19 protein-coding genes and 3 pseudogenes are annotated in these 24547 nt (G+C 64.1%); 15 read left to right on the plus strand and 7 right to left on the minus strand.

Annotation, left to right across the window (positions count from 1 at the left end; translation table 11 throughout):
- The 6 genes and pseudogenes from HAP54_RS45570 to HAP54_RS45595 all read left to right on the plus strand — a co-directional run bounded on the left by HAP54_RS45570 (window position 1) and on the right by HAP54_RS45595 (window position 5846).
- On the plus strand, window positions 1-870 hold the full coding sequence (locus HAP54_RS45570) for a branched-chain amino acid ABC transporter permease (RefSeq protein WP_166297911.1): 870 nt from the start codon (window positions 1-3) through the stop codon (window positions 868-870).
- A gap of 149 nt (window positions 871-1019) precedes the next feature.
- A pseudogene (locus HAP54_RS45575) lies at window positions 1020-1855 on the plus strand (branched-chain amino acid ABC transporter permease).
- 10 nt (window positions 1856-1865) lie between these two features.
- On the plus strand, window positions 1866-2615 hold the full coding sequence (locus HAP54_RS45580; protein WP_166297912.1) for an ABC transporter ATP-binding protein: 750 nt from the start codon (window positions 1866-1868) through the stop codon (window positions 2613-2615).
- Window positions 2608-3237: an ABC transporter ATP-binding protein gene (locus HAP54_RS45585; protein WP_422653185.1), complete on the plus strand. Its 630-nt coding sequence runs from the start codon at window positions 2608-2610 to the stop codon at window positions 3235-3237. The genes HAP54_RS45580 and HAP54_RS45585 overlap by 8 nt, the downstream gene beginning before the upstream one ends.
- 424 nt (window positions 3238-3661) lie before the next feature.
- Window positions 3662-4726, plus strand: a pseudogene (locus tag HAP54_RS45590) (IS630 family transposase).
- A 55-nt stretch (window positions 4727-4781) separates the two neighbouring features.
- Window positions 4782-5846, plus strand: a complete 1065-nt coding sequence (locus HAP54_RS45595; RefSeq protein ID WP_166204319.1) for an IS630 family transposase — start codon at window positions 4782-4784, stop codon at window positions 5844-5846.
- Between the two features lie 9 nt (window positions 5847-5855).
- Here HAP54_RS45595 and HAP54_RS45600 read toward each other — a convergent pair whose 3' ends face one another.
- The 7 genes from HAP54_RS45600 to HAP54_RS45630 form a co-directional block, all read right to left on the minus strand.
- Window positions 5856-7799 carry an alkyl/aryl-sulfatase gene (locus tag HAP54_RS45600; RefSeq protein WP_166297913.1) on the minus strand — a complete coding sequence of 648 codons (1944 nt, stop codon included), beginning with the start codon at window positions 7797-7799 and terminating at the stop codon, window positions 5856-5858.
- Between the two features lie 47 nt (window positions 7800-7846).
- Complete coding sequence (locus HAP54_RS45605; protein WP_166297914.1) at window positions 7847-9667, minus strand: flavin-containing monooxygenase; 1821 nt, start codon at window positions 9665-9667, stop codon at window positions 7847-7849.
- Between the two features lie 94 nt (window positions 9668-9761).
- A complete protein-coding gene (locus tag HAP54_RS45610; RefSeq protein ID WP_166297915.1) occupies window positions 9762-10865 on the minus strand; it encodes an ABC transporter ATP-binding protein in 1104 nt (367 codons plus the stop codon).
- A 14-nt stretch (window positions 10866-10879) separates the two neighbouring features.
- Window positions 10880-11917: an ABC transporter substrate-binding protein gene (locus tag HAP54_RS45615; protein WP_224741509.1), complete on the minus strand. Its 1038-nt coding sequence runs from the start codon at window positions 11915-11917 to the stop codon at window positions 10880-10882.
- Window positions 11918-11942: 25 nt separating this feature from the next.
- On the minus strand, window positions 11943-13685 hold the full coding sequence (locus HAP54_RS45620) for an ABC transporter permease (RefSeq protein ID WP_166297916.1): 1743 nt from the start codon (window positions 13683-13685) through the stop codon (window positions 11943-11945).
- A 669-nt stretch (window positions 13686-14354) separates the two neighbouring features.
- Complete coding sequence (locus tag HAP54_RS45625) at window positions 14355-15689, minus strand: IS1182 family transposase (RefSeq protein ID WP_166202952.1); 1335 nt, start codon at window positions 15687-15689, stop codon at window positions 14355-14357.
- 57 nt (window positions 15690-15746) lie between these two features.
- Window positions 15747-16109 (minus strand): darcynin family protein, encoded by a 363-nt coding sequence (locus tag HAP54_RS45630; RefSeq protein WP_166297917.1) that lies wholly within the window; start codon window positions 16107-16109, stop codon window positions 15747-15749.
- 77 nt (window positions 16110-16186) lie between these two features.
- Between HAP54_RS45630 and HAP54_RS45635 the strand changes: the two genes are divergently transcribed.
- The 9 genes and pseudogenes from HAP54_RS45635 (at window position 16187) to soxA (ending at window position 24451) form a co-directional block, all read left to right on the plus strand.
- Window positions 16187-16810, plus strand: a complete 624-nt coding sequence (locus tag HAP54_RS45635; protein WP_166297918.1) for a TetR/AcrR family transcriptional regulator — start codon at window positions 16187-16189, stop codon at window positions 16808-16810.
- Window positions 16811-16905: 95 nt separating this feature from the next.
- Complete coding sequence (locus HAP54_RS45640) at window positions 16906-18306, plus strand: MFS transporter (protein WP_166297919.1); 1401 nt, start codon at window positions 16906-16908, stop codon at window positions 18304-18306.
- Window positions 18307-18457: 151 nt separating this feature from the next.
- Window positions 18458-18907 carry a (2Fe-2S)-binding protein gene (locus HAP54_RS45645; RefSeq protein ID WP_166297920.1) on the plus strand — a complete coding sequence of 150 codons (450 nt, stop codon included), beginning with the start codon at window positions 18458-18460 and terminating at the stop codon, window positions 18905-18907.
- Window positions 18908-18917: 10 nt separating this feature from the next.
- Window positions 18918-21116, plus strand: coding sequence for a xanthine dehydrogenase family protein molybdopterin-binding subunit (locus HAP54_RS45650; RefSeq protein WP_166297921.1), 2199 nt, complete (start codon window positions 18918-18920; stop codon window positions 21114-21116).
- A gap of 56 nt (window positions 21117-21172) precedes the next feature.
- A pseudogene (locus HAP54_RS45655) lies at window positions 21173-22445 on the plus strand (FAD-dependent oxidoreductase).
- A 10-nt stretch (window positions 22446-22455) separates the two neighbouring features.
- Window positions 22456-22887, plus strand: a complete 432-nt coding sequence (gene soxX / locus HAP54_RS45660; RefSeq protein ID WP_166297922.1) for a sulfur oxidation c-type cytochrome SoxX — start codon at window positions 22456-22458, stop codon at window positions 22885-22887.
- A 9-nt stretch (window positions 22888-22896) separates the two neighbouring features.
- The gene (locus tag HAP54_RS45665) at window positions 22897-23361 is read left to right on the plus strand and encodes a SoxY-related AACIE arm protein (RefSeq protein WP_166297923.1); all 465 of its coding nucleotides are present in this window, start codon (window positions 22897-22899) and stop codon (window positions 23359-23361) included.
- Complete coding sequence (gene soxZ / locus HAP54_RS45670) at window positions 23361-23681, plus strand: thiosulfate oxidation carrier complex protein SoxZ (RefSeq protein ID WP_166297924.1); 321 nt, start codon at window positions 23361-23363, stop codon at window positions 23679-23681. The genes HAP54_RS45665 and soxZ overlap by 1 nt, the downstream gene beginning before the upstream one ends.
- On the plus strand, window positions 23678-24451 hold the full coding sequence (soxA, locus tag HAP54_RS45675) for a sulfur oxidation c-type cytochrome SoxA (RefSeq protein ID WP_166297925.1): 774 nt from the start codon (window positions 23678-23680) through the stop codon (window positions 24449-24451). The genes soxZ and soxA overlap by 4 nt, the downstream gene beginning before the upstream one ends.
- Window positions 24452-24547 lie beyond the last annotated feature (96 nt).

Genomic DNA, 24547 nt, shown 5'->3' on the forward strand with positions numbered 1-24547 from the left:
ATGTGGGAGACACTGGCCCAGGCCGTGATCAACGGCCTGCTCATCGGCGGCATCTACGCGCTTGTCAGCATCGGCGTCACGCTGATCTTCGGCGTGGTCAAGATCGTCAATTTCGCCCAGGGCGAGTTCGTGATGATCGGGATGTATATCTCGTTCTTCCTCGCCACCCAGTTCGGCATCGATCCACTGGTATCGCTTGTGGTCTCGATGCCGGTTCTGTTCCTCGCCGGCGTCCTGATCCAGCACTTCCTGATCCGCAGGGTGCTCGGACCGAACGACATGCCGCAGATCTTCCTGACCTTTGCGCTGTCGCTGCTGCTGCTCAATCTCTCGCTGATGCTCTTCACCGCCAACTACCGCACCGTCCACACCTCCTACTCCGATGAAGCGTTCCACATCGGCGGACTCTATATCCCGGTCGCAAAACTGATCGCCTTTGCGGTCGCGATGGCGCTGAGCGGCCTGCTCTGGGTCTTCCTGCACACCACCGACCTCGGCCGCGCGATGCGCGCGGCCTCGCAGAACCGCGACGTCGCGATGCTGATGGGGATCAATCCCAACCGGGTGTTCGCGGTCGCGTTCGGCACTGCGCTTGCGCTCGCCGGTGCCGCCGGCTCGCTGCTGATGCCGTTCTATTCGGCCTATCCATTCGTCGGCCAGGTGTTCGTGCTGATGGCGTTCGTCGCGGTCGTGATGGGCACGCTCGGCAATGTGATGGGCGCGCTGGTCGCGAGCCTGATGATGGGCGTCGCGGAATCGCTCGGCATCCAGTTCGTCGGCGCCGATTCCGGCCTGATCGTGGTGTTCGCGCTGCTGCTGCTGACGCTCGCCTTCAGGCCGAGCGGCCTTGGCGCCAGGAGGGGCCGCTGATGCAGACGTCCAGCAATATGAAATGGCTGTGGCTGGCGGTCGGGGCCGTCGTCATGCTCGCTTTGCCCCAATTCGTCACCTCGTCGTTTGCGATCGACATCTTCATCCGGATCCTGTTGTTCTCCTTCATCGGCGTCGCCTGGAACCTGATGGGCGGCTATGCCAAGCAGCTGTCGCTCGGGCACGCCGCCTATTTCGGGCTCGGCGCCTACACCTCGACGATCATGCAGGTGAACTACGGCATCTCGCCCTGGATCGGGATGATCGCAGGCGGCGTGGTGGCGATGCTCGCAAGCCTGCCGATCGGCTGGCTCTGCTCCGTTTGCGCGGCCCCTACTTCACCATCGCGACCATCGCCACCGCCCAGGTGCTGATGCTGATCTTCCTGAAATTCCGCGATTTCGCCTGGGGCGCCGAAGGCACCACGATCCCGAATCTCGGCAGCGCGCCGCTGATGATGCAGTTCGAGGAGAAGTCGTCTTATTACTACGTCGTGCTCGGACTGCTCGTCGTCGGCCTCTGGATCACCCACCGAATCGAGAAATCCTGGATCGGCTACTACCTCGTCGCAATCGGCGAGGACGAGGACGCGGCCGAGGCGATCGGCGTCAACGCGCCGAAGGTCAAGCGCGACATCTACATGATCAGCGCGTTCCTGACCGCACTCGCCGGCACCTTCTACACCCAGTACATCTACTTCATCGATCCCGCGACCGCGTTCTCCTTCAGCGTCTCGATCGAGGCCGCGCTGGTGTCGATCGTCGGTGGCATCGGCACGCTGTGGGGTCCGGTGATCGGCACCGTGCTGCTGGAGACCACCTCGGCGCTGCTGCAAAGCTGGCTCGGCAGCTCGGTGGGCGGCATCCAGCTCACGGTCTACAGCCTGATCCTGATGGCCGTGATCCTGTGGCGGCCGACCGGGCTGATCGGCTTCGCGACCGACGTCTATCATCGCTATGCCCGGCGCAAGCCGGCGCGCGCCTGAGGTCGTTGCGATGGCAGAAGCACTGGTCATCAAGGGCCTCAGCAAGCGCTTCGGCGGCTTGCGCGCCGTGCAGGACGTCAGCTTCACCGTGCAGGAGAACGAGACGGTGGCGCTGATCGGGCCGAACGGCGCCGGCAAGACCACGAGCTTTCACTTGATCACGGGATTTCACCGGCCGGACTCCGGCTCGGTGCTCGCCTTCGGCCAGGAGGTCGTGGGGCTCAAGCCGCATGACGTCTGCGCGCTCGGCCTCGCCCGCACCTTCCAGGTGGCAAAGCCATTCGGTGCGATGACGGTGCTCGCCAATGTGATGACCGGGGCCTTCCTGCGCGATCGGCATGTCGCTGCCGCACGCACCAAGGCACTGGAGGCGATCGAGTTTGTCGGCCTCGGCGCCAGGGAGCAGACGCCGGCCAAGGACCTCACAACCATCGACCAGCGCCGGCTGGAGATGGCGCGCGCGCTGGCGACGCAGCCGAAGATCCTGCTGCTCGACGAGGTGATGGCCGGGCTCAACCCGGCCGAGATCGACCAGGCGGTGGCGCTGGTGAAAAAACTTTCCGCCAGCGGCCTGACCATCGTGATCGTCGAGCATGTGATGCGCGCGATCATGGCGCTCGCGCGCCACATCGTGGTGCTCGACCACGGCCAGAAGATCGCCGAGGGCGCGCCGAAGGAGATCGTGGAGAATCCCGAGGTGATCCGCGCCTATCTCGGCTCCTACGTGCATCCGCCGGCGCAGGGAGACGCCCATGCTTGAGCTCTCCCGCGTCAGCGCCAGCTATGGCTCCGTTCCCGCCATCACCGACGTCAGCATTTCCATTGGCGAGGGCGAAGCCGTCGGCCTGCTCGGCGCCAATGGCGCCGGCAAGAGCACAACGCTGCGCGCCGTCTCCGGCCTCGTCAAACTGTTCGCCGGCAAGGTCACGTTCGACGGCGTCGACCTCGCCACGCTGCCTCCCTACCGAATTCCCGAGCTCGGCATCGCGCATGTCCCGGAGGGACGCCAGGTGTTCCCGGAAATGACGGTGCAGGAAAACCTCGAGATCGGCGCCTATACGCCCAAAGCCAAGGCGGACCGCGCGCGCACGATGGAGCTGGTCTACAGCATCTTCCCGCGCCTTGCCGACCGCAAGAAACAGCTCGCCGGCACCATGAGCGGCGGCGAGCAGCAGATGCTCGCGGTCGGCCGCGGCCTGATGCTCAAGCCGCGCCTGTTGATGCTCGACGAGCCCTCGCTCAGCCTGGCCCCCGTGATGACCGACGTCACCTTCGAGAAGATCGGCGAGATCCACAAGATGGGCACCGCGATCCTGCTGGTCGAACAGAATGTCAGCCGCGCACTGTCCAGCGCGCCTATGTGCTGGAAAGCGGCAACGTGATCATGCAGGGCAGCAGCGCCGAGCTAGCCAACAACAAGCAGGTGCAGGCGGCGTATCTGGGGATTTGAGAGGACTCGAACCGTCATCCTGAGGTGCGAGCCTCGAAGGATGAACGGCCCGGCTGGTGGCCGTCGGCCCTTCGAGACGCGCGCGATGCGCGCTCCTCAGGGTGACGGTGACGGGAGTGCTCGACCCGGGGATAGTTGGATTGCTTCCTCGCTGCACTCCTCGCAATGACGCCTTGCCCACACGTGGTCATCCCGTCATCCTGAGGTGCGAGCGGAGCGAGCCTCGAAGGATGCACGGCCGGGCTGTCGCCCTTCGAGACGCCGCTGCGCGGCTCCTCAGGGTGACGGTCGACGTTCTGAGGACGCGGCTCTAGTACCTACTGTTCTTAAAGCGTGAGTCGTGATTCAAGGTCGGGATGATACCCGAAGCAAGAGAAGTCCACCTTTCGAGGAAAGATCGCAAGGTGCTGGAGGCGTGTTGCCGCTCCCCGGTGACGTTGCAGCGCGATTTGAAGCGGGCGCGGATAGTTCTGTTGGCGGCGGATGGACGCAGCACTCGGTCGATCGCCAAGGAAGTTGGGGTCCAGCCGCGGATTGTCAGCCTTTGGCGGCATCGCTATGCCGACCAAGGCCTTGAAGGGCTGCAAGACAAGCCGTGACCGGGCAAGCAGCCAATCTATACGAAGGCCACCGACAAGCGGATTCTGAAGCTGCTGGACAAGCCGCCGCCGGACGGGTTCGCACGCTGGACCGGGCCCCTGCTGGCCGGGGCGCTGGGCGATGTTGACGTCCAATATGTCTGGCGGTTCCTGCGCAGCCACAAGATTGACCTCGCGGCTCGTAAGTCCTGGTGTGAGAGCAACGACCCGAACTTTACGGCCAAAGCCGCCGATGTTGTCGGCCTCTATGTCGCCCCGCCCGCGAAGGCCATTGTGCTGTGCGTGGACGAGAAGCCCTCGATCCAGGCTTTGGAGCGAGCGCAGGGTTATCTGAAGTTGCCCAATGGCCGCGCCTTGACCGGCCAGAGCCACGATTACAAGCGGCATGGCACCACAACATTGTTTGCGGCGCTCGAAGTCGCCACCGGAAAGATCATCGCGGCGCATTCAAAACGCCGACGCCGCGTCGAGTTTCTCGACTTCATGAACAGCGTCACCGCGGCTTTTCCGAACCGGAAGCTTCACGTCATCCTCGACAACCTCAACACCCACAAGAAGAACGAGCATTGGCTCAAGGCCCACCCCAACGTGCAATTTCATTTCACGCCGACAAGTGCGTCTTGGCTCAATCAGGTCGAGGTATGGTTTTCGATCTTGCAGGGGCAGTCGCTCAGCGGCACCTCCTTCACAAGCCTCACGCAGCTTCAGGAGCACATCGATGCCTACGTCAACGCATACAACGACAGAGCCGAGCCCTTCGTCTGGACCAAGAAAAAGGTCCGTCAACGCCGTTTCAAAGGCCGCCGTATCACTCAGCTCTGATTCTGGGTACTAGTACCTACTGTTCTTAAAGCGTGAGTCGTGATTCAAGGTCGGGATGATACCCGAAGCAAGAGAAGTCCACCTTTCGAGGAAAGATCGCAAGGTGCTTGAGGCGTGTTGCCGCTCCCCGGTGACGTTGCAGCGCGATTTGAAGCGGGCGCGGATAGTTCTGTTGGCGGCGGATGGACGCAGCACTCGGTCGATCGCCAAGGAAGTTGGGGTCCAGCCGCGGATTGTCAGCCTTTGGCGGCATCGCTATGCCGACCAAGGCCTTGAAGGGCTGCAAGACAAGCCGCGACCGGGCAAGCAGCCAATCTATACGAAGGCCACCGACAAGCGGATTCTGAAGCTGCTGGACAAGCCGCCGCCGGACGGGTTCGCACGCTGGACCGGGCCCCTGCTGGCCGGGGCGCTGGGCGATGTTGACGTCCAATATGTCTGGCGGTTCCTGCGCAGCCACAAGATTGACCTCGCGGCTCGTAAGTCCTGGTGTGAGAGCAACGACCCGAACTTTACGGCCAAAGCCGCCGATGTTGTCGGCCTCTATGTCGCCCCGCCCGCGAAGGCCATTGTGCTGTGCGTGGACGAGAAGCCCTCGATCCAGGCTTTGGAGCGAGCGCAGGGTTATCTGAAGTTGCCCAATGGCCGCGCCTTGACCGGCCAGAGCCACGATTACAAGCGGCATGGCACCACAACATTGTTTGCGGCGCTCGAAGTCGCCACCGGAAAGATCATCGCGGCGCATTCAAAACGCCGACGCCGCGTCGAGTTTCTCGACTTCATGAACAGCGTCACCGCGGCTTTTCCGAACCGGAAGCTTCACGTCATCCTCGACAACCTCAACACCCACAAGAAGAACGAGCATTGGCTCAAGGCCCACCCCAACGTGCAATTTCATTTCACGCCGACAAGTGCGTCTTGGCTCAATCAGGTCGAGGTATGGTTTTCGATCTTGCAGGGGCAGTCGCTCAGCGGCACCTCCTTCACAAGCCTCACGCAGCTTCAGGAGCACATCGATGCCTACGTCAACGCATACAACGACAGAGCCGAGCCCTTCGTCTGGACCAAGAAAAAGGTCCGTCAACGCCGTTTCAAAGGCCGCCGTATCACTCAGCTCTGATTCTGGGTACTAGCTCACCATCGTCCGCTTCGGCTCGACGACCTCGAACATCCGCGGGAATTCGTCCATCAGCGCCATCAACTCATCGAGCCGCGACGGATCACCCGCCGCCTTGATCTTGCCGGCGCTGACCGCTTCCGGGAACATGGTCAGCTTGGCGATCACCTCGTCCAGCACGCTGCGCGCCAGCGTGAAGCTCGCGTGCGCATCAGCGGCCTGCGCGCCCTTGACGTAGGTCAGCGCCGAATTCTCGAGATTGAGCGCAAAGCTCTCACCGGTGTCGGTAAAGTTCCAGTTCAGCACGATGCGCTTGCCTTCGGCCTTGGGGCCGTTGAGGCGGATGCCGAGCACGTCCCAGAGCTGCTCGGTGCGCAGCGCAGCCAGTGTCTCGCGCGGCATCGGCGAGCGCGGCGGGGTCTTCGGCATGCCCTGCCGCAGCTCCTGGGCGCCGAACAGATAGGCGTTGCGCCAGGTCGAGCTTTCCGCGGCATAGCCGAGCTGCTCGAACGTATCGGCCAGCAATGCGCGGGCCGCTTGATTGTCAGGGTCGGCAAACACGAGGTGGCTGACGGCCTGCGCAACGAAGCGGAATTCACCCTTGGCGAAATCCGCTGCGGCCCGTTTCAGGATCGCGTCGGCGCCGCCCATATACTCGACGTACTTCTTCCCGGCCTCGACCGGCGGCAAGGAATCGAGATTGACCGGATTGGCGTCGTACCAGCCGAGATACTTTTGATAGATCGCCTTCACATTGTGCCTGATGTGGCCGTAATAGCCGCGGCCGTGCCAGGCACCTTCGAGGCTTTGCGGAAGCCGGATCGTCTCGGCAATCTCGGCTGCGTTGAGCCCGTGGTTCATCAGCCGGATGGTCTGGTCATGCGCGTATTTGTAGAGATCGCGCTGCTGCCGGATCATGGTGTCGATCCGCTCCCGCCCCCACACCGGCCAATGATGCTGGCCGCACATCGCTTCCGCCTTGCCGCCCCACATCTGCAGCGCCTCGCCGAGATATTTCGACCAGGCCAGCGCATCGCGCACATCGGCGCCGCGGAACGGCAGCAGATTGTGGAAATTATGCGTGCAGTTCTCGGCGAGGTTCAGCAGCTTGTAGCGCGGAATGAAGAAATGCATCTCCGCCGGCGCCTCGCTGTTCGGCGCCATCTGGAATTCAAACGCGACGCCGTCGATGATGCGCGTATCGCCGGTCGCGATGATCAGGTCGGTCGGCCGCAGCAGCGCCACGCCGCCCGCCGCCATGGTCTTGCCGAGGCCGCAATCGACCTGGCCGCGCACGCCCTTGGCGAGGAACGGCCCGAACTGGTATTGCGCCCGGCGCAGCATCGCCGGCCCCGCGATGATGTTCTCGGAGACCGCGTGCTCCATGAAGAGGTTCGGCGCGATGATCGGCACGCCCGCCGCCAGCATGGCGTCGTCGAGCACGCCGCGCGCACCGCCCCAATGATCGGTGTGGGTGTGGGTGAAGATCACGGCGGCGACCGGCCGCTTGCCGCGATGCTGGAAATACAATTCCATCGCGGCGCGTGCGCCTTCGATCGAGGTCAGCGTATCGACCACGATCACGCCCTTGTCGCCCTCGATCAGCGTCATGTTGGCGATGTCGAGGCCGCGCACCTGGTAGACGCCGGGCACCACCTCGAACAGGCCGTGATGCATATTGAGCCGCGACTGCCGCCACAGGCTCGGATCGACGGTCGCAGGCGCTTTCTCGTCGGAGAGGAAGCCGTAGGGCTCGAGGCTCCAGACCACCCTGCCTTGGGCCGAGGTGACGCGCGCGTTCTCGATGGTGCCGAGAAAGCCGCGCGCGGCATCGTCGAAATCCCCGGTGTCGGTGAATGGCAACGCCTTCAGCGTCGTCTCGTGCTGCGCGACGACCGACGCGGACGCCGCCTTCGGAAGTTCGTGCGACGTTTCAGCTGCGGTTGTCTGGGTCATACTCAAGCACTCCCTATACCTCACGGACAGTCCCGATCGCGCTGTACTCAGCGGAATTGCACGCCTTCGAACTGGCCGCTGCTGCGCCAGCCGTCGATGTATTTGAAGTAGGCCAACGCGCCGGCCGGGTGGCCGACATTGAGCTTGGCAGCGGGACCCGGCTCGCGGCCCTCATTGTTGTAGTAGCCCGGCGTGCAATCGGGGCCGCCGATCATCCGGCCGACGCTGGTCAACAGCAGCGCGACCCAGCGATCCTCAGCCTCCTTGCTGACTTCGATCTCCTTGAAGCCGTTATCCCTGGCATGGCCGACCATCAGGGCGATGGTCCGCGCCGCTTCGGTCAGATTGTGCGGCACGTTGGAAATGAGATTGGCGCCCTGCGTCGGCTGCACGAAGAACACGTTCGGAAAGCCGTGGACGTGGATGCCGTGCTTGGTGCGCATGCCCTCGGCCCAATGCTCCGACAGCTTGATGCCGTCACGGCCGGTCAGATCGAAGCCCGCACGCCTGCGATATTCGGTCCCGACCTCGAATCCCGACGCGTAGATGATGCAATCGAGTGCGTATTCCTTGCCCGCGATGACGATCCCGTTCTCGGTGATCTCCTCGACGCCCTTGCCGTCGGTATCGATCAGATGCGTGCCCGGCGTGTTGAAGGCCTGAAGATAGGCGTCGTGAAAGCACGGCCGCTTGCAAAGCTGGCCGTACCAGGCCTTGAGGTTCTTGGCCGTCTCCGAATCGCGGACGATGGTGTCGACCCGGTTGCGGATTTCCTCCATCTTCTCGAAGTCGGAATCCTCGAAGGCGGCCCGCATGTTTTCCAGGGTCCGCTGCTCGCGCGGCAGCAACATGACCTTGGCGCGGATCCGCTTCGACAGGTCGGTCCAGCCGTCCTGCACCAGATCTTCCTCGGCCGATCCACCGGCCTGGTTGGCGGTGAAATTCTCCAGCCAGCGCTGTTGCCAGCCCGGCGTCGCGATATCGGCAAACCAGTCGGGATCGATCGGGCCGTTGCCGCGCACGTCGACCGACGACGGCGTGCGCTGGAACACGTAGAGCTCCTTGCAGGCGCGCGCGAGGTGCGGAATACACTGCACCGACGTTGCACCGGTGCCGATGATGCCGACGCGCTTGTCGGCGAGCTTCGTCATCGGTGCGCCCTTGGGATCGCCGCCGGTGTAGTCGTAATCCCAACGGCTGGTATGGAACGAGTGGCCCTTGAAGCGCTCGATGCCGGGAATGCCGGGCAGCTTCGGCACATGCAGCGGGCCGGTGCCGATGCCGACATATTGCGCGGTGAAGGCATCGCCTCTTGTGGTGCGGATGACCCAGCGCGATTGCGCCGCATCCCAATCGAGGCTCGTCACCTCGGTGTGAAACAGCGCATTGTCGTAGAGATTGAATTGCCGGCCGATCCGCTGGCAATGCGCGAGGATTTCGGGCGCGTGCGCGTATTTCTCCGACGGCATGTGGCCGGTCTCTTCGAGCAGCGGCATATAGACCATCGACGCGGTGTCGCATTGCGCGCCGGGATAGCGGTTCCAGTACCAGGTGCCGCCGAAATCGCCGCCCTTCTCGACAATGCGGACATCCTTGACACCGGCCTCGGTCAGCCGCGCCGCTGTGGCGAGCCCGGCAAAGCCGCCGCCGATGAAGGCGAAGGTGACGTGGTCGGTCTTCGGCGCACGCTCGGTGACCGGCGTGTAGGGATCGTCCAGATAATGCGCGAGCCGGCCCTTGATCTGGAGATACTGGTCGTTGCCGTCGGAACGCAGCCGCTTGTTGCGCTCCTCCTGATATTTCAGGCGCAACCGTTCCTTGTCGATCGCGGAGGGCTTTGCGTCGCGGGCTTGCTCGGTCATCGTCATCGGAAGGCGCCTCGTTTCAGCCGTTTCTTATGTCTGTTCCGTGGCAGATTAACCGATGTCAATACGATTGCGGAAGGGGGCGGATTCCGCACAGCTAATCATGCGATGACTGCCCGTTGTCGCGATAGGCCCACAAGCATTCACGCGGCAGCGCGACCTGTGCCTCGACGCCGACCTGATGGCGCGCGGCGGTGCCGAGCTCGATTGCTTCCAGCCGTTTGCCGAACAGCTCGATGCCGTAGGCGGTCTGGGTGCCCTGATAGCGGCGGTCGAGCACTTTTGCCGAGAATGTGTTGGCGCCATCGGGTCGGCCGATCGCGATATTCTCCGGCCGCAGCGCGACGCGGACCTTCTCGTCGGGTTTCAGCGTCTGGCACAGGGCGACCTCGCCTTGCCTGCCGTCGCCGAAATCGACCACGCCAAACCGGTCATTGCACGCGACCAGCGTGCCGGCGAGTTCGTTGGTCGCGCCGGTGAAATTGGCGACGAACAGATCGGCCGGGTGGTTGTAGATCATGTCGGGCGTGTCCATCTGCAGCAGCTTGCCGTCGCGCATCACGCCGATCCGGTCGCCAAGCACGACCGCCTCGGCCTGATCATGGGTGACATAGAGCGCCGTCATCCCGGTCTGCTTGAGAATGACGCGGAGGTCGTCGCGCAGCCGCAGGCGCAATTTGGCATCGAGGTTCGACAGCGGCTCGTCGAGCAGCAAGAGTTGCGGCCGGTACACCATGCTGCGCGCCAGCGCGACGCGCTGCATCTGGCCTCCCGACAGCGCCACCACCGGCCGGTCGGCATAGTCGGACAGTCCGACCAGCGCCAGCGCCTCGTCGACCATGCGGCCGGCATCAGCACGCCCGATCTTGCGGTGCTTCAGCGGATAGACCACGTTCTGCCGCACCGTCATATGCGGCCACACCGCATAGGACTGGAACACCATGCCGAGGTTGCGCGCGCGCGGCGGCACCAGGATGCCGCGCGCCGGCGACGACACCACCCGCCCGGAAATGCTGATCTCGCCACCGGTCGGATGCTCGAGCCCGGCGACGCAGCGCAGCGTCGTGGTCTTGCCGCAGCCGGACGGCCCGAGCAGCACCACGATCTCGCCGGCCGGCACGGCAAAGCTGACGCCGTCGATCGCCGGGCGGCCGATCGCAAATTGCTTCTTGAGATCGGTGACCGCGAGCGTCGTCGTCATCGCTTCACCCGCACCTATTGCCGGTAACCGAACGTCTTGTCCCACTCCGCGACCCACGCCGCGTGCAGCTTCACATAGTCGTCGAACTTCGGATACCAGAGCTTGACCACCTTGGGATCGAATCCCTCCGGGAAGGCCGGCGGCTCCTTGAGCGAGGTGAGATTGCCGAGCTCCTTGATCATGAAGGTCTGCCCTTCCTTCGACAGGCACCAGTTCAGGAACAGCTTTGCCGCGTTGGGATGAGCCGCCGTCTTCGGAATGCCACTCGCATAGGGATTGACCGGCGCTCCCTCCGGAGGGAAGAAGATCTCGATCGGCGCGCCGTCCTTCTTCTTTTGATAGATCACGTTGTAGAGCAGCGGCGCTATCGCGATCTCGCCGCGAACCAGGGCATCGGCCGTCGGCGCGCCGGAGGGATAAAGCACGGGATGGGTCGCGGCCTGCCTGGCCCAGTAACCCTCGCCGAGCACCTGGCGCTCGAACATGATCCGGGTCCACGTCGTGCCGCCGGACTGCGCGAACACCTGCCCGATCAGCTTGTCATATTGCGGCTTGGTCAGATCCATCCAGGATTTCGGCGGATCCTTCACCAGCTCGGTGTTGTAGCCGATCGACCACGCGATCGTCGCACGCGGCCAGTATTTTGGCGAGATCAGCGCATGCGGATCGTAATCGGCCGCATTCGGCGGTGCGTAATCCTGGAACAGATCGTCCAGCGGCTGCATCAGCGCGCGATCGGAGTGGTCGACGACATCGGCGATCAGCTTGCCGGCGGCGGCCTCCGTCTTCACGCGGGTGATGAGCTGGCCGCCGGGGGCGCGCACCATCTCGACCTTGATCTCCGGAAAGCGCTTGTTGAAGGCCTTGATCACCTGCTGCTCGATCTCGGCGAAGTTCGCGGTGTAGAAGACGAGCTTGCCTTCGGCCTTCGCGGCTGCGATCAATTCCGGCGACCCGAACTCCTGCGCCGATGCGGCCGGCGCCGGCGCGAATGTCGCGACGCCCGCCAAGGCGAGTATAGTGGCCAGTGTGGTGAAGGTCCGTCTATCCATCGCCAATCCTTCCCTCTTCTTGTTGTTATCCGGTCCGCGCCACATTGCCCTGTGCGGCACCGCGCGACAGCCAGTTGGCGCCGCCGATCAGGACACCGAGCAGCACCGTCTGCACCAGGCTGAAGGCCGCGGTCTTTCCGATATTGCCGCCCTCGTAATAGTCGAGCAGCAGCACCGACATCACCATGGTGTTGCTGGTGTAAAGGAACAGCGACGAGCCGAGCTCGCGGATCGCCAGCACGAACAGCAGCGTCATCGACGCCAGCACGCCCGGCCGCGCCAGCGGCAGCACGATCGTCCTGATGGTACCGAGCATGCCCCGGCCGCAGACCCAGGCGGCCTCCTCGAGCTCGCGATGGATCTGCAGGAACGAGGTCGACAGCGCCTTCACGGTGTCGGGCATGAAGCGCGCGATGAAGGCCAGCGCGAGAATCCAGATCGTGCCGTAGAGCCCGCCGGGCACGCCGATCCAGGCCCAGAGATAGGCGACGCCGACCACGAGCCCGGGGATCGCGACCGGCACCGTCGAGATCAGATCGATGGCGCTGCGGCCGGTGACGCGGGTGCGATGGATGGTATAGCCGATCGCAAAGGCGAGCGCTCCGCCGACCACCGCCGTGATGACGCCGACCTCGACCGCGTTGTAGATCGACCGCATCGTCAGCGGATTGTCGAAGATGCTCTCGAAATGCACCAGCGAATACTGCCGCATGTCGAACAGGCTCGCGGCGTCGCGGATGAACATGAACTTGCGGAACGCCGCGACGATCAGCGCCAGCGACGGCAGCACCACGACGATGAGGAGATAACCGATCCCGAGCGCGAAGGTCAGCCAGCGCCACGGCCCGAGATCGAGGCTGCGCGGCCGGAACGCCTTGCCCGCCACGGTCGTGTAGCTGCGTCCGCTCAGCAATTTCTGCTGGAGATAGACCAGGAGGCCCGTGACCACCATCAGGATGATCGCCACGGCGGCTGCGGTGTTGTAGAGCGGCGGCGACCAGTTGGTGAGCTTGAAGATGTAGGTCGTGAGCACGTTCAGGTTGGTCGGCGCGCCGAGCACGGCCGGGATGCCGTAGATGCCGAGCATCACGATGAACGACAGCAGCATGCCCGAGACGATCGCCGGCATGATCAGCGGGAACGTCACCGTGAACAGGGTGGCGAACGCGCTGGCGCCGGAAATCTCCGCGGCCTCCTCCAGGCTCGGGTCCATGTTGCGCAGCGCCGAGGACGTGAACATGTAGACATAGGGCGCGTAGTAGATGCCGAACACGAACACCAGGCCCCACATCGAATAGAGATCGATGCGCAGGTCGGAGCCCATCCACTTGAACATCGTGTTGATCAGCCCGGTCTTTGGCGAGCCGAGGATGGCCCAGGCCACGCCGGCGACCAGCGGCGGCGCAAACAGCGGCAGGATGCTGGCCGCGGCGATGAAGCCCTTGAAAGGCGTGTTGGTGCGGACCACGATCCAGGAGAACAACAGCCCGATCGCGACCGCGATCACGGTGCCGCCGCCGCAGGCGATCAGCGTGTTGAGCAGCGCTTCGGCGACGTTCGGATTGGCCAGCACGGCGAGGAAATTGGCGATCGACAGATGGCTCAGGCTGAGCCGGATGCCGTCGACCACCGGATTGGTGTCGGTGAGCGCGCCGAGCAGCAGCATGAAAACGGGATAGATCACCAGGAAGGTGAGAATCGCCAGCAGTGTTGCGACCCAAAGGCCGGTGAATGCGCGGCGCCGAGTTCCCTCGCCGGCGCTTCGCATGGCATCGCTGCGCCCGTCGGCCTGTCCGTGCAATGCGCGCGTCCCCTCTTGCGGCGCGATCTGACGTCGCGCCTGCTTGCATACCAAGGGTAGTCGATCGCGACTGTGACGCAAGCTATCCGAAAGTCGTCTCGGCGCGATTCTGTGACGCAGCGGGGGCGCGGCCTTGCTTTCGCGGGGACGACACTGGCATGGTTATCGCCCAGCACACGCGACCATCGGACCCGTCATCCTGAGGTGGCCGCTTCTTCGGCGGCCCTCGAAGGATCGACGGCCACCGGCGGGGCCGTCCAGCCTTTTCTGATTCGACTGTCAACCAGCTAGTTCGGTGTCATCACCCGCGCATGCGGGTGATCCAGTGTTCCTTACGCCGGTGCCTGAGCCGAGAGGCCGCGGCGTACTGGATCGCCCGGTCAAGCCGGGCGATGACGGTGTTGGTGGGGACGGAGCTTCGCATTCTCGCGACATGATTTGTCCGAGGTTTGCTTCTCGTTTCACCCTCTCTCGATCAGAGGGATAATTCTGTAAAAGCGAAGAGGCTTCACCGCAAGACTGCTCTCGGCCGCCCCCTGCCGACGCGCCGGCCCGAAACGATCCGGGCCGGCGTTCGGCTCTAGGAGCCCGTCCAGATATGTTTTCGTGACGGGCATTTGTTGTAGAGTAGCAGGCTCAGGCTGCGTTTGCGAGGTTGAACAGCTTGAGGAGGTTATGGACGGTGCAGATCATTGTCCACTCGGCGCGCACTTTCTCGATGCCCCGCAACAGGAACTGGCGGAAGCCTCTTGCCTGTTTGATCTGCCCGAACACCGGCTCCACCACTTGCTTTCGCAATCGGTAGGGTGTTTCGAAGCCGCCATCGTCGATCTTCTTTCGCATGGCCTGTGTCAGCGGGCCGCCGACTTTTCCGTTCGCTACTGTCGGGTGCTTGGCGCGTCCGGGCGCGACATAGCCATCGATGCTGCGTGTGTCGAGCGCTTCGAGATTGGCTTCGCTGCAGTAGCCGGAATCCGCTGAGGCCTGCCGCGGCTTGCGGCCAAGATTGCTCTCGATGGCCTCGATCAGGGGCACCAACTGGCCCTGATCGCTGCCGTGCTGGGTCAGTTCTTGCGCGACAATGATCTGGGCATGTGCATCGACGGCCGCCTGGGCATTATAGGCCTGAACGAAGCCATCCTTCGACTTCATGATGCGGCTTTCCGGATCGGTGAAGTTGCGTTGCGCCTTGGGATTGGGTTCCTCCGATGGCAGCGCCGCCGGTTTGCCCGGCTTCTTGCGGCCTTCGGCCTGGCGCTGCTGTTCCTTTTCGGCCTCGATGCGGCGCTCTTCCTCCGCCGCCAGTTTGGCGTCCGCTTCCAGCGCCGCCATCGCTTGCTGGATCTTCGCCAGCCGTTTCTGCTTGTCGACGGTCCAGTCCGGCAGTTCGTCGCTGTTGCCGAAAGTCTCATCCTCCGAGGCATCCGCCGCCTCGGCGGCCGCCAGCATGCGAGCGACCTCGGCCTTCAATTCCGCCTCGCGCTTCTTCATGCGCTCATAACTCATCGCCTTGTGTTTCGACGCGTTCGCCTTGATCTTCGTACCATCCAGCGCGACATGACCGAGCTTGACCAGCCCGGCCGTCTCGCACAACTTCAGAACCTGCACGAATAGCGCGCCGAGCGCCTTCAAATGTCGCTTGCGAAAGTCGCTGATCGTCCGAAAATCCGGCGCATCCAGCGCCACGATCATCACAAAATCGTTCCGCTCCCGGCAGGCCTTGGCAATCCGACGCGACGAATACAGCCCACTCGCATAGCTATGCAGCAGCAGCGCCACCATCATCCGCGGATCAAACGGCGGCTGCCCAAGCCCGCTCACATAGCTGCCCATGATCTCCCTGAGATCGAGGCTCTCCCGCACCAGATCAACCATAAACCGCGAGACATGGCCTTTCGGCACGAAGTCCTGCACATTCGGCGGCAGAAGCAGCGTCTGATCGATGTTCCAAGGCCGAAAATACTTGCTCATCGCCCAATGTTGAATCAGACCCGACCAGATTTGAACAGCGACTATCCAGACAAGCTCCTAGGCGAGATAATTGCCTTCGAGCGCCGGCATGATGTCGAGCACTTCGAAGTAATGATCCCAAAACCTCGTCTCGCGCAAATGGTCGCAGAACCAGGCCCAGGCCGAGAGGTCGCTTGTTTCGCAGATCATGACGTCGGTCGCCCTGGTCGAGAAGGCCTCCGGCTCGAACCAGCGCACCTTCAGCTCGGGACGGCGCCGGAGCAGCGGAATGACCTCCTCGTGCAGGAAGGCGAGGCGCTGCTCGGTCTTCAGATCGAGCCAATGCCGCGTGGTCTTGACCATGACGAAGATGTGAAAATTGTGCGGATCGTCCTCGTGCTCGGGAAGCACGGGGGACGACGTCGTTTGCAGTGTAACCATTGATCGGTTCTCCTTTCGCGTCCATAATGTGAGCAATTACTCATATTCCACAACTCGCGTTCCAGGAGCGGCTCTCCATGCCGGCGAAGCGGCGCATGAAGGCTCGGAAACAGCCGCTGCAGCAGCGTTCGCGGGAAACCGTGGCGGTCATTCTGGAGGCGGCGGCTCGCGTTTTGGAGCAACGCGGGCTTGAGGGTTACAACACCAATGCAGTCGCCGAGCGCGGCGGCATCAGTGTCGGCTCGGTCTACCAGTACTTCCCCAACAAGGACGCGCTGACGCTGGCCCTGATCGCCAGGTTCGAGGACGCGCTGCTGGCCAAGGTGCGGGACGCGGTCACAGCGTCCGAGGGCAAGAGCCTGACCGCATCGCTCAACCTCATCATTCGCGCCCAGCTCGAGGCGCATGCCGAGCGGGCCGGGCTCAACCGCATCCTGGAGACCGAGGAGGATCGCCTGCGTCCGGCGTCATCAGACTCTTCGGCGGCCAGCGAATTGAAGGAGCTGGTCGCCGCCCTGCTCGCCCGGCACCGTCGCCAGATCGCAAGGCCCGTCGACGACGAAATCATCGAGGACCTGATCGTGATCAGCCGCGCCATGGTCGACCATGCCTTGCAACAGGACCTGTCACATGCCGCCGCGAACCGCCGGGTCCTGCGCGCGATCGAGGGTTATCTGTTCGGGCCGCACCGGGACCACTGACCGCGCCCGGCCGCTTCGCATACGCATCATGCAGCGGCGCGGCTGGGGAACGGGGTGCCGGCGTAGTACATGGCGCCCCGGAGACTATTTCAGACATGCTCGAAAAGACCCCCACCACCGGCGCGGCTGCGGCGCCGATCACCGATGGATTGCCGTGGGAAACCCGACGCTGGGCGGTGGCGGCGATCTTCACGGCGCTGGCGATGGCCTCACTCGATACCGCGATCGCCAACATCGCACTGCCCGCGATCGCCAACGATCTGCATGTCAGCCCCGCCGAAGTGGTATGGGTGGTCAACGTCTATCAGATCGCGCTGGTCGCGACGCTGCTGCCGCTCGGCGCGCTCGGCGAAATCGTCGGCCACCAGCGGATCTATCTCGGCGGCCTCCTGCTGTTCACATTGGCGTCGCTCGGCTGCGCGCTGGCGTGGTCGCTGCCGAGCCTGTTGGTCGCGCGCACCTTGCAGGGGCTCGGCACCAGCGGCCTGATGAGCGTCAACACCGCGCTGGTGCGCTTCGTTTATCCAAGTCGGATGCTCGGCCGCGGCTTCGGCCACAATGCGCTCGTGGTCGCGACCGCCTTTACGCTCGGGCCGACCATCGCCTCCGGAATCCTCGCGCTTGGCCCGTGGCCCTGGCTGTTCGCCGTCAACATTCCCTTCGGCATCACAGCGTTGCTGATCGGCATGAAGACGCTGCCCAAGACACCGCGCGCCACCCACGCCTTCGACTTCGCCGGCGCCGCGCTTGCCTGCGCCTGCCTCGGCCTCTTCATCATCGGCATCGGCAGCGCCGCCCACAAGACGGCGCCTGCGCTTGTCATCGCCGAGCTTGTCGGCGCGATCCTGTTCGGCTGGATCCTGACCCGGCGGCATGCCGATCATCCGGCGCCGATGCTGCCGATCGACCTGTTTCGCCGGCCGATTTTCGCGCTGTCGGCCGCGACCGCCGTCTGCTCGTTTGCTGTGCAGGGACTCGCCTTCGTCTCGCTGCCGTTCTACTTCGAGGACATACTGCACCGCTCGCAGGTCGAGACCGGCTTCTTCATGACGCCGTGGCCGCTGGTGGTCGCCTTCATGGCGCCGATCGGGGGCCGGCTGTCCGACCGCTATCCGGCCGGCATCCTCGGCGGCATCGGCATGCTGCTGCTCGGGCTTGGCATGGTGCTGCTCGCGACCCTGCCGGCCGAGCCCAGCGTCGCCAACATCGTCTGGCGCACGATGATCTGCGGCATCGGCTTCGGTTTCTTCCAGACCCCGAACATGAAGGCGATCATGTCGAGCGCCCCGTCACATCGCAGCGGCAGCGCCAGCGGCATTGTCGCAACCGCGAGGCTGACCGGGCAGACCACGGGTGCCGCACTCGCCGCACTCTGCTTTGCGCTGGCCGACCGCGAGGGCGCCACCGTCGCGCTGGCACTGGGTGCCGGATTTGCCGCGCTCGGCAGTGTCATGAGTTTCCTGCGCCTGGCGGTCGCCTCGTCGCAAAAGACATAACAGGCATGCAAAGCGCGATGCGCGACCAAACACCGCGCCATCAACTTTCTTCCGCGCTGCGAGCGCATTTTCTTGATTTGAACCGTTCCAGTTTCAAGGCCACCATCGCGCTGCAGTCCAATCGGTGGATTGGACTATTCAGGGAAAAGCGATGGCAAATCTCAAAATAAACGGCAAAACAATCAATGTAGACGTCGAGGACGACACGCCACTGCTGTGGGCGATTCGCGAGAATGTCGGACTGACAGGGACCAAATACGGCTGCGGCATCGCGCAATGCGGCGCCTGCACCGTTCATATCGACGGCGTCGCGATGCGCTCCTGCGGCGTCACGGTGAGCGAAGCCGCCGGCAAGGACATCACCACCATCGAGGGCCTCGCGGCCAACGGCGTCATGCACAAGGTGCAGCTCGCCTGGATCGCCGACGACGTGCCGCAATGCGGCTATTGCCAGAGCGGCATGATCATGGCCGTGGCGGCGCTGCTGAAGGAGAACCCGAAGCCATCAGACGACGACATCAACGACGCCATCACCAATATCTGCCGCTGCGGCACCTTCCAGCAGGTGCGCGAGGCGATTCATGCTGCCGCGAACGCATGAGGAAGCAGCAATGAATCAGCACGTCATGCCAAATCATTCTTCTCGGCTCAATCGCCGCGCCTTCGTGATCGGCACGGCAACCGCCGGCGCCGGTCTCGCGCTCGGCCTCGATCTTCCGTTCGGCGGCCCCTCCGTGGTGCGCGCGGCCGACGGCACACCCGAAATCAACGCTTGGGTCGTGATCCGGCCCGACGACACCGTGGTGATCCGCATCGCCCGCTCCGAGATGGGCCAGGGCACGCTCACCGGCCTCGCCCAACTCGTCGCCGAGGAATTGCAGTGCGACTGGTCGAAGGTCACCACCGAATATCCGACGCCCGGCCAGAGCGTCGCCCGCAAGCGCGCCTGGGGCGATTTCTCGACCGGCGGCAGCCGCGGCATCCGCACCTCGCAGGACTATGTCCGCAAGGGCGGCGCCATCGCACGCGTGATGCTGATCCAGGCGGCGGCCAATGAGTGGAAAGTGCCTGCTTCCGAATGCAAGGCGGCGAACAGCGTCATCACTCACACGCCCTCGGGCAAGACCACGACCTACGGCAAGGTCGCGGAGGCCGCAGCGAAGCTCGAGCCGCCGGCCGACGTCAAGCTGAAGGACCCGAAGGACTGGACCATCGCCGGCAAGGGTCTGAAGCGGCTCGACACCGTCGACAAGACCACCGGCAAGATGACCTACGGCATCGATGTCAAGCTGCCGGGCATGCTGAACGCCGCGATCAAGGACTGCCCGGTGTTCGGCGGCAAGGTGAAAAGCTTCGACGAAGCCAAGATCGCCAACATGAAGGGCGTCAAGAAGGTGGTGCCGGTCGGCGACAGTGCCGTAGCCGTCGTCGCTGACACCTGGTGGCACGCCAAGACCGCGCTGGATGCGCTGCCGATCGTCTGGGATGAAGGCCCCAATGCAAAGGTCTCCAGCGAGACGATCGCAAATTGGCTCGCCGAAGGTCTCGACAATGCGCAGCCGGCCTATGTCGGCAACCAGAACGGCGATGCCAAGGCGGCCATCGCCACCGCAGCCAAGAAGGTCGAGGCGGTCTACAGCTATCCCTACCAGAACCACGCCACGATGGAGCCGATGAACGCCACCGTGCTGTACACACCTGATAGATGCGAGGTGTGGTGCGGCACTCAGAATGGCGAGGCGGCGTTCGCCGCAGCGCTCGAGGCCTCCGGCCTGCCGGCGGACAAGGTCGACGTGCACAAGCTGATGCTCGGCGGCGGCTTCGGCCGGCGCGGCATGACCGACTATGTGCGGCAGGCGGTGGCGATCGCCAAGCAGATGCCGGGCACGCCGATCAAGCTGCTGTGGTCGCGCGAAGAGGACATGCAGCACGGCAAGTATCACCCGATCACGCAGTGCAAGCTGACCGGCGCGTTCGATGCCGACAACAATCTGGTCGCGCTGCACTACCGGCTGTCGGGCCAATCCATCCTGTTCTCGGTGCGCCCGGAAGCGCTGCAGAACGGCATGGACCCCGCCGCGTTCCAGGGCGTCGCGCAAGCCGGCGAGGCCGCGATCGGCTATTCGGTGCCGAACCTGCTGGTCGAGCATTCGATGCGCAACCCGCACGTCCCGCCCGGCTTCTGGCGCGGCGTCAACGTCAATCACAACGCGATCTACATGGAATGCTTCATGGATGAGCTGGCGCTGGCTGCCGGCCAGGACCCGCTCGAATTCCGCCGCAAGCTGATGGGCAAGAACCCCAAGCATCTCGCGGTGCTCAACGCCGTGGCCGAGAAGATCGGCTGGAGCACGCCGGCGCCGCAGGGCGTCTATCGCGGCATCGCGCAGGTGATGGGCTATGGCAGCTATGTTGCCGGCGCCGCCGAGATCTCGGTGACCGACGGCAGCAAGATCAAGGTGCATCGCATCGTCGCCTCCACCGATCCCGGCTATGTCGTCAATCCGGCGCAGGTGGAACGGCAGATCGCGGGCTCCTTCGTCTACGGCCTCAGCGCGCTGTTCTACGGCGGCTGCACCGTGAAGGACGGCCGCATCGAGCAGACCAACTTCGACACCTACAACTCGATGCGCATCAACGAAATGCCGAAGGTGGAATCGGTGATGGTGCCGAGCGGCGGGTTCTGGGGCGGCGTCGGCGAACCGACCATCGACGTCGCGGCGCCGGCAGTGCTCAACGCCTATTTCGCGGCGACGGGAAAACGCATCCGCAGCTTCCCGCTGCGCAACCAGAACATCAGCTTCGCCTGATCAAACCAGAAGCGGCGGCCCGAGCGGCCGCCGCCCCCTCCCCAGGATTATCGTGCATGGCCGTCTCGCGTCTTCAGACGCGCAGGGATGTCGTCCGTGGCGCCGCTACTATCGTAGCGGCGGCCGCGTTGGCGCATCCGTCGTTGGCGCAAGGCGCGCCGCGGATCGCGGTGATCGGCGGCGGCTTCGGCGGCGCGGCCTGTGCGCGGGCGCTGCGGCGACTCGACGCAAAACTTCAGGTTACGCTGGTCGAACCGAACAAGATTTTCACCGCCTGCCCGTTCAGCAACGAGGTGATCGCAGGCCTGCGCGAGCTTTCCGCGCAGCAATTCACCTATAGCAAGGTTGCGGCCGACGGCATCGCGGTTGCCGCGCAGGCAGCCACCAAGGTCGATGCGCAGGCGCGCACCATCGCTCTCTCTGATGGCACAACGCTCTCCTATGACCGGCTTGTCCTCGCCCCCGGCATCGACATGCGCTTCGACGCGCTCTCCGGCTATGACGAAGCGGCGGCGGAGAAGATGCCCCACGCCTGGAAGGCCGGCGCGCAGACCATGCTGCTGCTCGGGCAGCTCGAAGCCATGGACGATGGCGGCCTCGTCGTGATCGCCGTTCCCGCCGCACCGCTACGCTGTCCGCCGGCGCCCTACGAGCGCGCCAGCCTGATCGCGCATTATCTGAAAGCGAAGAAGCCTCGCTCAAAAATCCTGCTGCTCGACGCCAAGGACAATTATTCGCAGCAAAAGCTGTTCGAGAGGGCCTGGGCGGAACTCTATCCCGGCATGATTGAACGAATTGCCTTGTCACAGGGTGGACGGGTGACGGCGGTCGATCCGGCGACGAACGCGATCGTCACCGACTTCGGCAACTACACCGCCGCGGTCGCCAATGTGATCCCGCCGCAGCGAGCCGGCCGCATCCCGAGATCGCCGGTGCCGCCGACCACACCGGCTGGTGCCCGATCGATCCGGTCAGCTTTGCCTCGAAGCTCGTACCCAACATCCATGTGATCGGTGATGCCGCGATCGCCGGCGGGATTCCGAAATCCGCTTCCGCGGCGGCCGCGCAAGCCGGGCCTGTGCAGCCGCGATCGTCAATTCACTTGCGGGCAAGGCGCCGGAGACACCGCGGCTCGATGGCGCCTGCTACAACACAGTCGCGCCGGGCTATGCCTTCTCCCTGAAGGGCATCTATCAGCCGAAGGAAGATCAATATGGCGAGGCCGAGGTGACCACGAGCCCGGTCGACGCCTCGCGCGAGGTGCGCCAACGCGAGGCCGATCAGGCGCTCGACTGGTTCAGGACCATCACAGGAGAGGCCTTTGGCTAGGCTCTCCCTCATGGCGTTGCTCGCGGTAGCCGCGTTCGCAGCTAACGTGTCTGCCGGCGCCGAGGCCTTGCGCCCCTATACCGTGGTCGGCGATGCGATCCCGCAAACGCTGACCGGAGCCAAAGGCGACGCAACGCGCGGCCGTGCGCTGATCGTCGAGCGTTCCTCGACTTGCATCCTCTGCCACAGCGGCCCATTTGCGGAGCAGGCGTTCCAGGGCGACCTCGCGCCGAACCTCACTGGGAGCGGCGCCCGTTGGTCGGAAGGACAGTTGCGGCTCCGGCTGGTCGATGCGGCGCATCTCAATGCGGCGACGATCATGCCGTCCTACTATCGCGTCGATGGGCTCACGCGCGTCGGCACCTCATGGCGTGACAAGCCGATCCAGTCGGCGGAGCAGATCGAGGATATCGTGGCCTACCTGGCAACACTGCGGAACTAGGACCTAGGAATGACGAATTCGGACCACACCACACGTCGCACGTTCCTGAGCCTCACCGGCGGTGCCGCGGTGCTGGTGATCGTGCGGCCGGCCGACGCCACGCCCGCGATGCTGCAGTCCGCGATCCGCAATGTCGTCGGCGAAGCCGATGTGCGGACCGGCAAGGTGAAGCTCGACATCCCGCCGCTGGTCGAGAACGGCAACACCGTGCCGATGACGGTCAGCGTCGCGAGCCCGATGACGGCAGACGAGTATGTGAAGAGCATCCATATCTTCAACGAGAAGAACCCGCAGCCGAACATCGGCAATTTCTATCTCACACCGCGCGCCGGCCGCGCTCAGGTGTCGGCCCGCATCCGCCTCGCCGACAGCCAGAAGGTCACGGCCATTGCGCGGCTCTCCGACGACACGTTCTGGTCGGCGACCGCGGACGTCGTGGTGACACTCGCCGCCTGCACCGAGGAGGCGATCTGATGCCGTCGGCTTTGATCAACGTGCCGGCCAAGGCCAGGCGCGGCAGCGTCATCGAGATCAAGACGCTGATGTCGCACATCATGGAGACCGGCTATCGCCACACCGCGTCGGGCGACGTGGTGCCGCGCGACATCATCACGAGCTTCATTTGCCGCTTCAACGGCACCGAGATCTTCCGCGCCGATCTTTATCCTGCGATCGCCGCCAATCCGTTCATCACCTTCTTCACGACGGTGACCGAGAGCGGCAAGTTCGAATTCGAGTGGATCGGTGACAAGGGATTTTCGGAGACCGCGCAGGCTTCGATCACGGTCGAATGAAGATTGCGGTCTGCATCGCGCTGCTGACGGCGATGGCGGGCACAGCGCTCGCCGCGGAGATTCCGCTATCCGAGCGCCGGTCCGGCTATAGCTTCATGAGCGCGGACACCAGGGCGATGCAGGACGAAGACACCGCCAATCCCGGCATGCTCTTTGTGCTCGACGGCGAGGCGCTGTGGAAGCGCAAGGCCGGCAGCGCGGACAAGGCCTGCGCCGATTGCCACAACGATGCCCGCGTCAGCATGAAAGGCGTCGCGGCACACTATCCGGCGTTCGAGAAGGCGTTGGGAAAGCCGGTTGACCTCGAAGGGCGGATCAACCTCTGCCGCACTAACCACCAGCAGGCGTCGCCATTCGCCTATGAAAGCCGCGAGCTGCTAGCGCTATCAGCCTATGTCGCGCAGCAGTCGCGTGGTGTGCCGATCGCAACCGGCGACGATCCGGAGCTCGCGCCGTTTATCGAGAAGGGCCACGCGCTGTTCATGCAGCGGCAGGGCCAGCTCAATCTCGGCTGCACCAACTGCCACGACGATAGTTGGGACAAGAAGCTCGCGGGCAGCGCGATCACGCAGGCGCAGCCGACCGGCTATCCGCTCTATCGGCTGGAATGGCAGTCGCTCGGGTCGCTGCAGCGGCGGCTGCGCGCCTGCATCACCGGCATCCGCGCGCAGGCCTACGACTATGGTTCGCCGGAGCTCGTCGAGCTCGAGCTCTACCTGATGTCGCGGGCGCGCGGCATGCCGATCGAAGCGCCGGCGGTCCGGCCGTAAGCCGCATCAGCTTTGTCAAGCGGAGCGAAGCAATCCATTGCTTCCGGCTGTACCGGAAGATGGATTGCTTCGTCGCTTCAGCGCAAAATTGCATTG

Origin of the sequence: Bradyrhizobium sp. 2S1 (assembly GCF_011516625.5) — a bacterium.
Classification (GTDB): Bacteria; Pseudomonadota; Alphaproteobacteria; order Rhizobiales; family Xanthobacteraceae; genus Bradyrhizobium; species Bradyrhizobium septentrionale.

Excerpts from the sequence above, each read along its gene's own strand:
- soxA (WP_166297925.1), top strand. The coding sequence starts at position 23,678 with ATGAAGATTGCGGTCTGCATCGCGCTGCTGACGGCGATGGCGGGCACA.
- HAP54_RS45580 (WP_166297912.1), top strand. The coding sequence starts at position 1,866 with ATGGCAGAAGCACTGGTCATCAAGGGCCTCAGCAAGCGCTTCGGCGGC.
- soxX (WP_166297922.1), top strand. The coding sequence starts at position 22,456 with ATGGCGTTGCTCGCGGTAGCCGCGTTCGCAGCTAACGTGTCTGCCGGC.
- HAP54_RS45635 (WP_166297918.1), top strand. The coding sequence starts at position 16,187 with ATGCCGGCGAAGCGGCGCATGAAGGCTCGGAAACAGCCGCTGCAGCAG.
- HAP54_RS45615 (WP_224741509.1), bottom strand. The coding sequence starts at position 11,917 with ATGGATAGACGGACCTTCACCACACTGGCCACTATACTCGCCTTGGCG.
- HAP54_RS45600 (WP_166297913.1), bottom strand. The coding sequence starts at position 7,799 with ATGACCCAGACAACCGCAGCTGAAACGTCGCACGAACTTCCGAAGGCG.
- HAP54_RS45570 (WP_166297911.1), top strand. The coding sequence starts at position 1 with ATGTGGGAGACACTGGCCCAGGCCGTGATCAACGGCCTGCTCATCGGC.
- HAP54_RS45640 (WP_166297919.1), top strand. The coding sequence starts at position 16,906 with ATGCTCGAAAAGACCCCCACCACCGGCGCGGCTGCGGCGCCGATCACC.
- HAP54_RS45665 (WP_166297923.1), top strand. The coding sequence starts at position 22,897 with ATGACGAATTCGGACCACACCACACGTCGCACGTTCCTGAGCCTCACC.
- HAP54_RS45620 (WP_166297916.1), bottom strand. The coding sequence starts at position 13,685 with ATGCGAAGCGCCGGCGAGGGAACTCGGCGCCGCGCATTCACCGGCCTT.
- HAP54_RS45625 (WP_166202952.1), bottom strand. The coding sequence starts at position 15,689 with ATGAGCAAGTATTTTCGGCCTTGGAACATCGATCAGACGCTGCTTCTG.
- soxZ (WP_166297924.1), top strand. The coding sequence starts at position 23,361 with ATGCCGTCGGCTTTGATCAACGTGCCGGCCAAGGCCAGGCGCGGCAGC.
- HAP54_RS45610 (WP_166297915.1), bottom strand. The coding sequence starts at position 10,865 with ATGACGACGACGCTCGCGGTCACCGATCTCAAGAAGCAATTTGCGATC.
- HAP54_RS45595 (WP_166204319.1), top strand. The coding sequence starts at position 4,782 with ATGATACCCGAAGCAAGAGAAGTCCACCTTTCGAGGAAAGATCGCAAG.
- HAP54_RS45605 (WP_166297914.1), bottom strand. The coding sequence starts at position 9,667 with ATGACGATGACCGAGCAAGCCCGCGACGCAAAGCCCTCCGCGATCGAC.
- HAP54_RS45630 (WP_166297917.1), bottom strand. The coding sequence starts at position 16,109 with ATGGTTACACTGCAAACGACGTCGTCCCCCGTGCTTCCCGAGCACGAG.
- HAP54_RS45585 (WP_422653185.1), top strand. The coding sequence starts at position 2,608 with ATGCTTGAGCTCTCCCGCGTCAGCGCCAGCTATGGCTCCGTTCCCGCC.
- HAP54_RS45645 (WP_166297920.1), top strand. The coding sequence starts at position 18,458 with ATGGCAAATCTCAAAATAAACGGCAAAACAATCAATGTAGACGTCGAG.
- HAP54_RS45650 (WP_166297921.1), top strand. The coding sequence starts at position 18,918 with ATGAATCAGCACGTCATGCCAAATCATTCTTCTCGGCTCAATCGCCGC.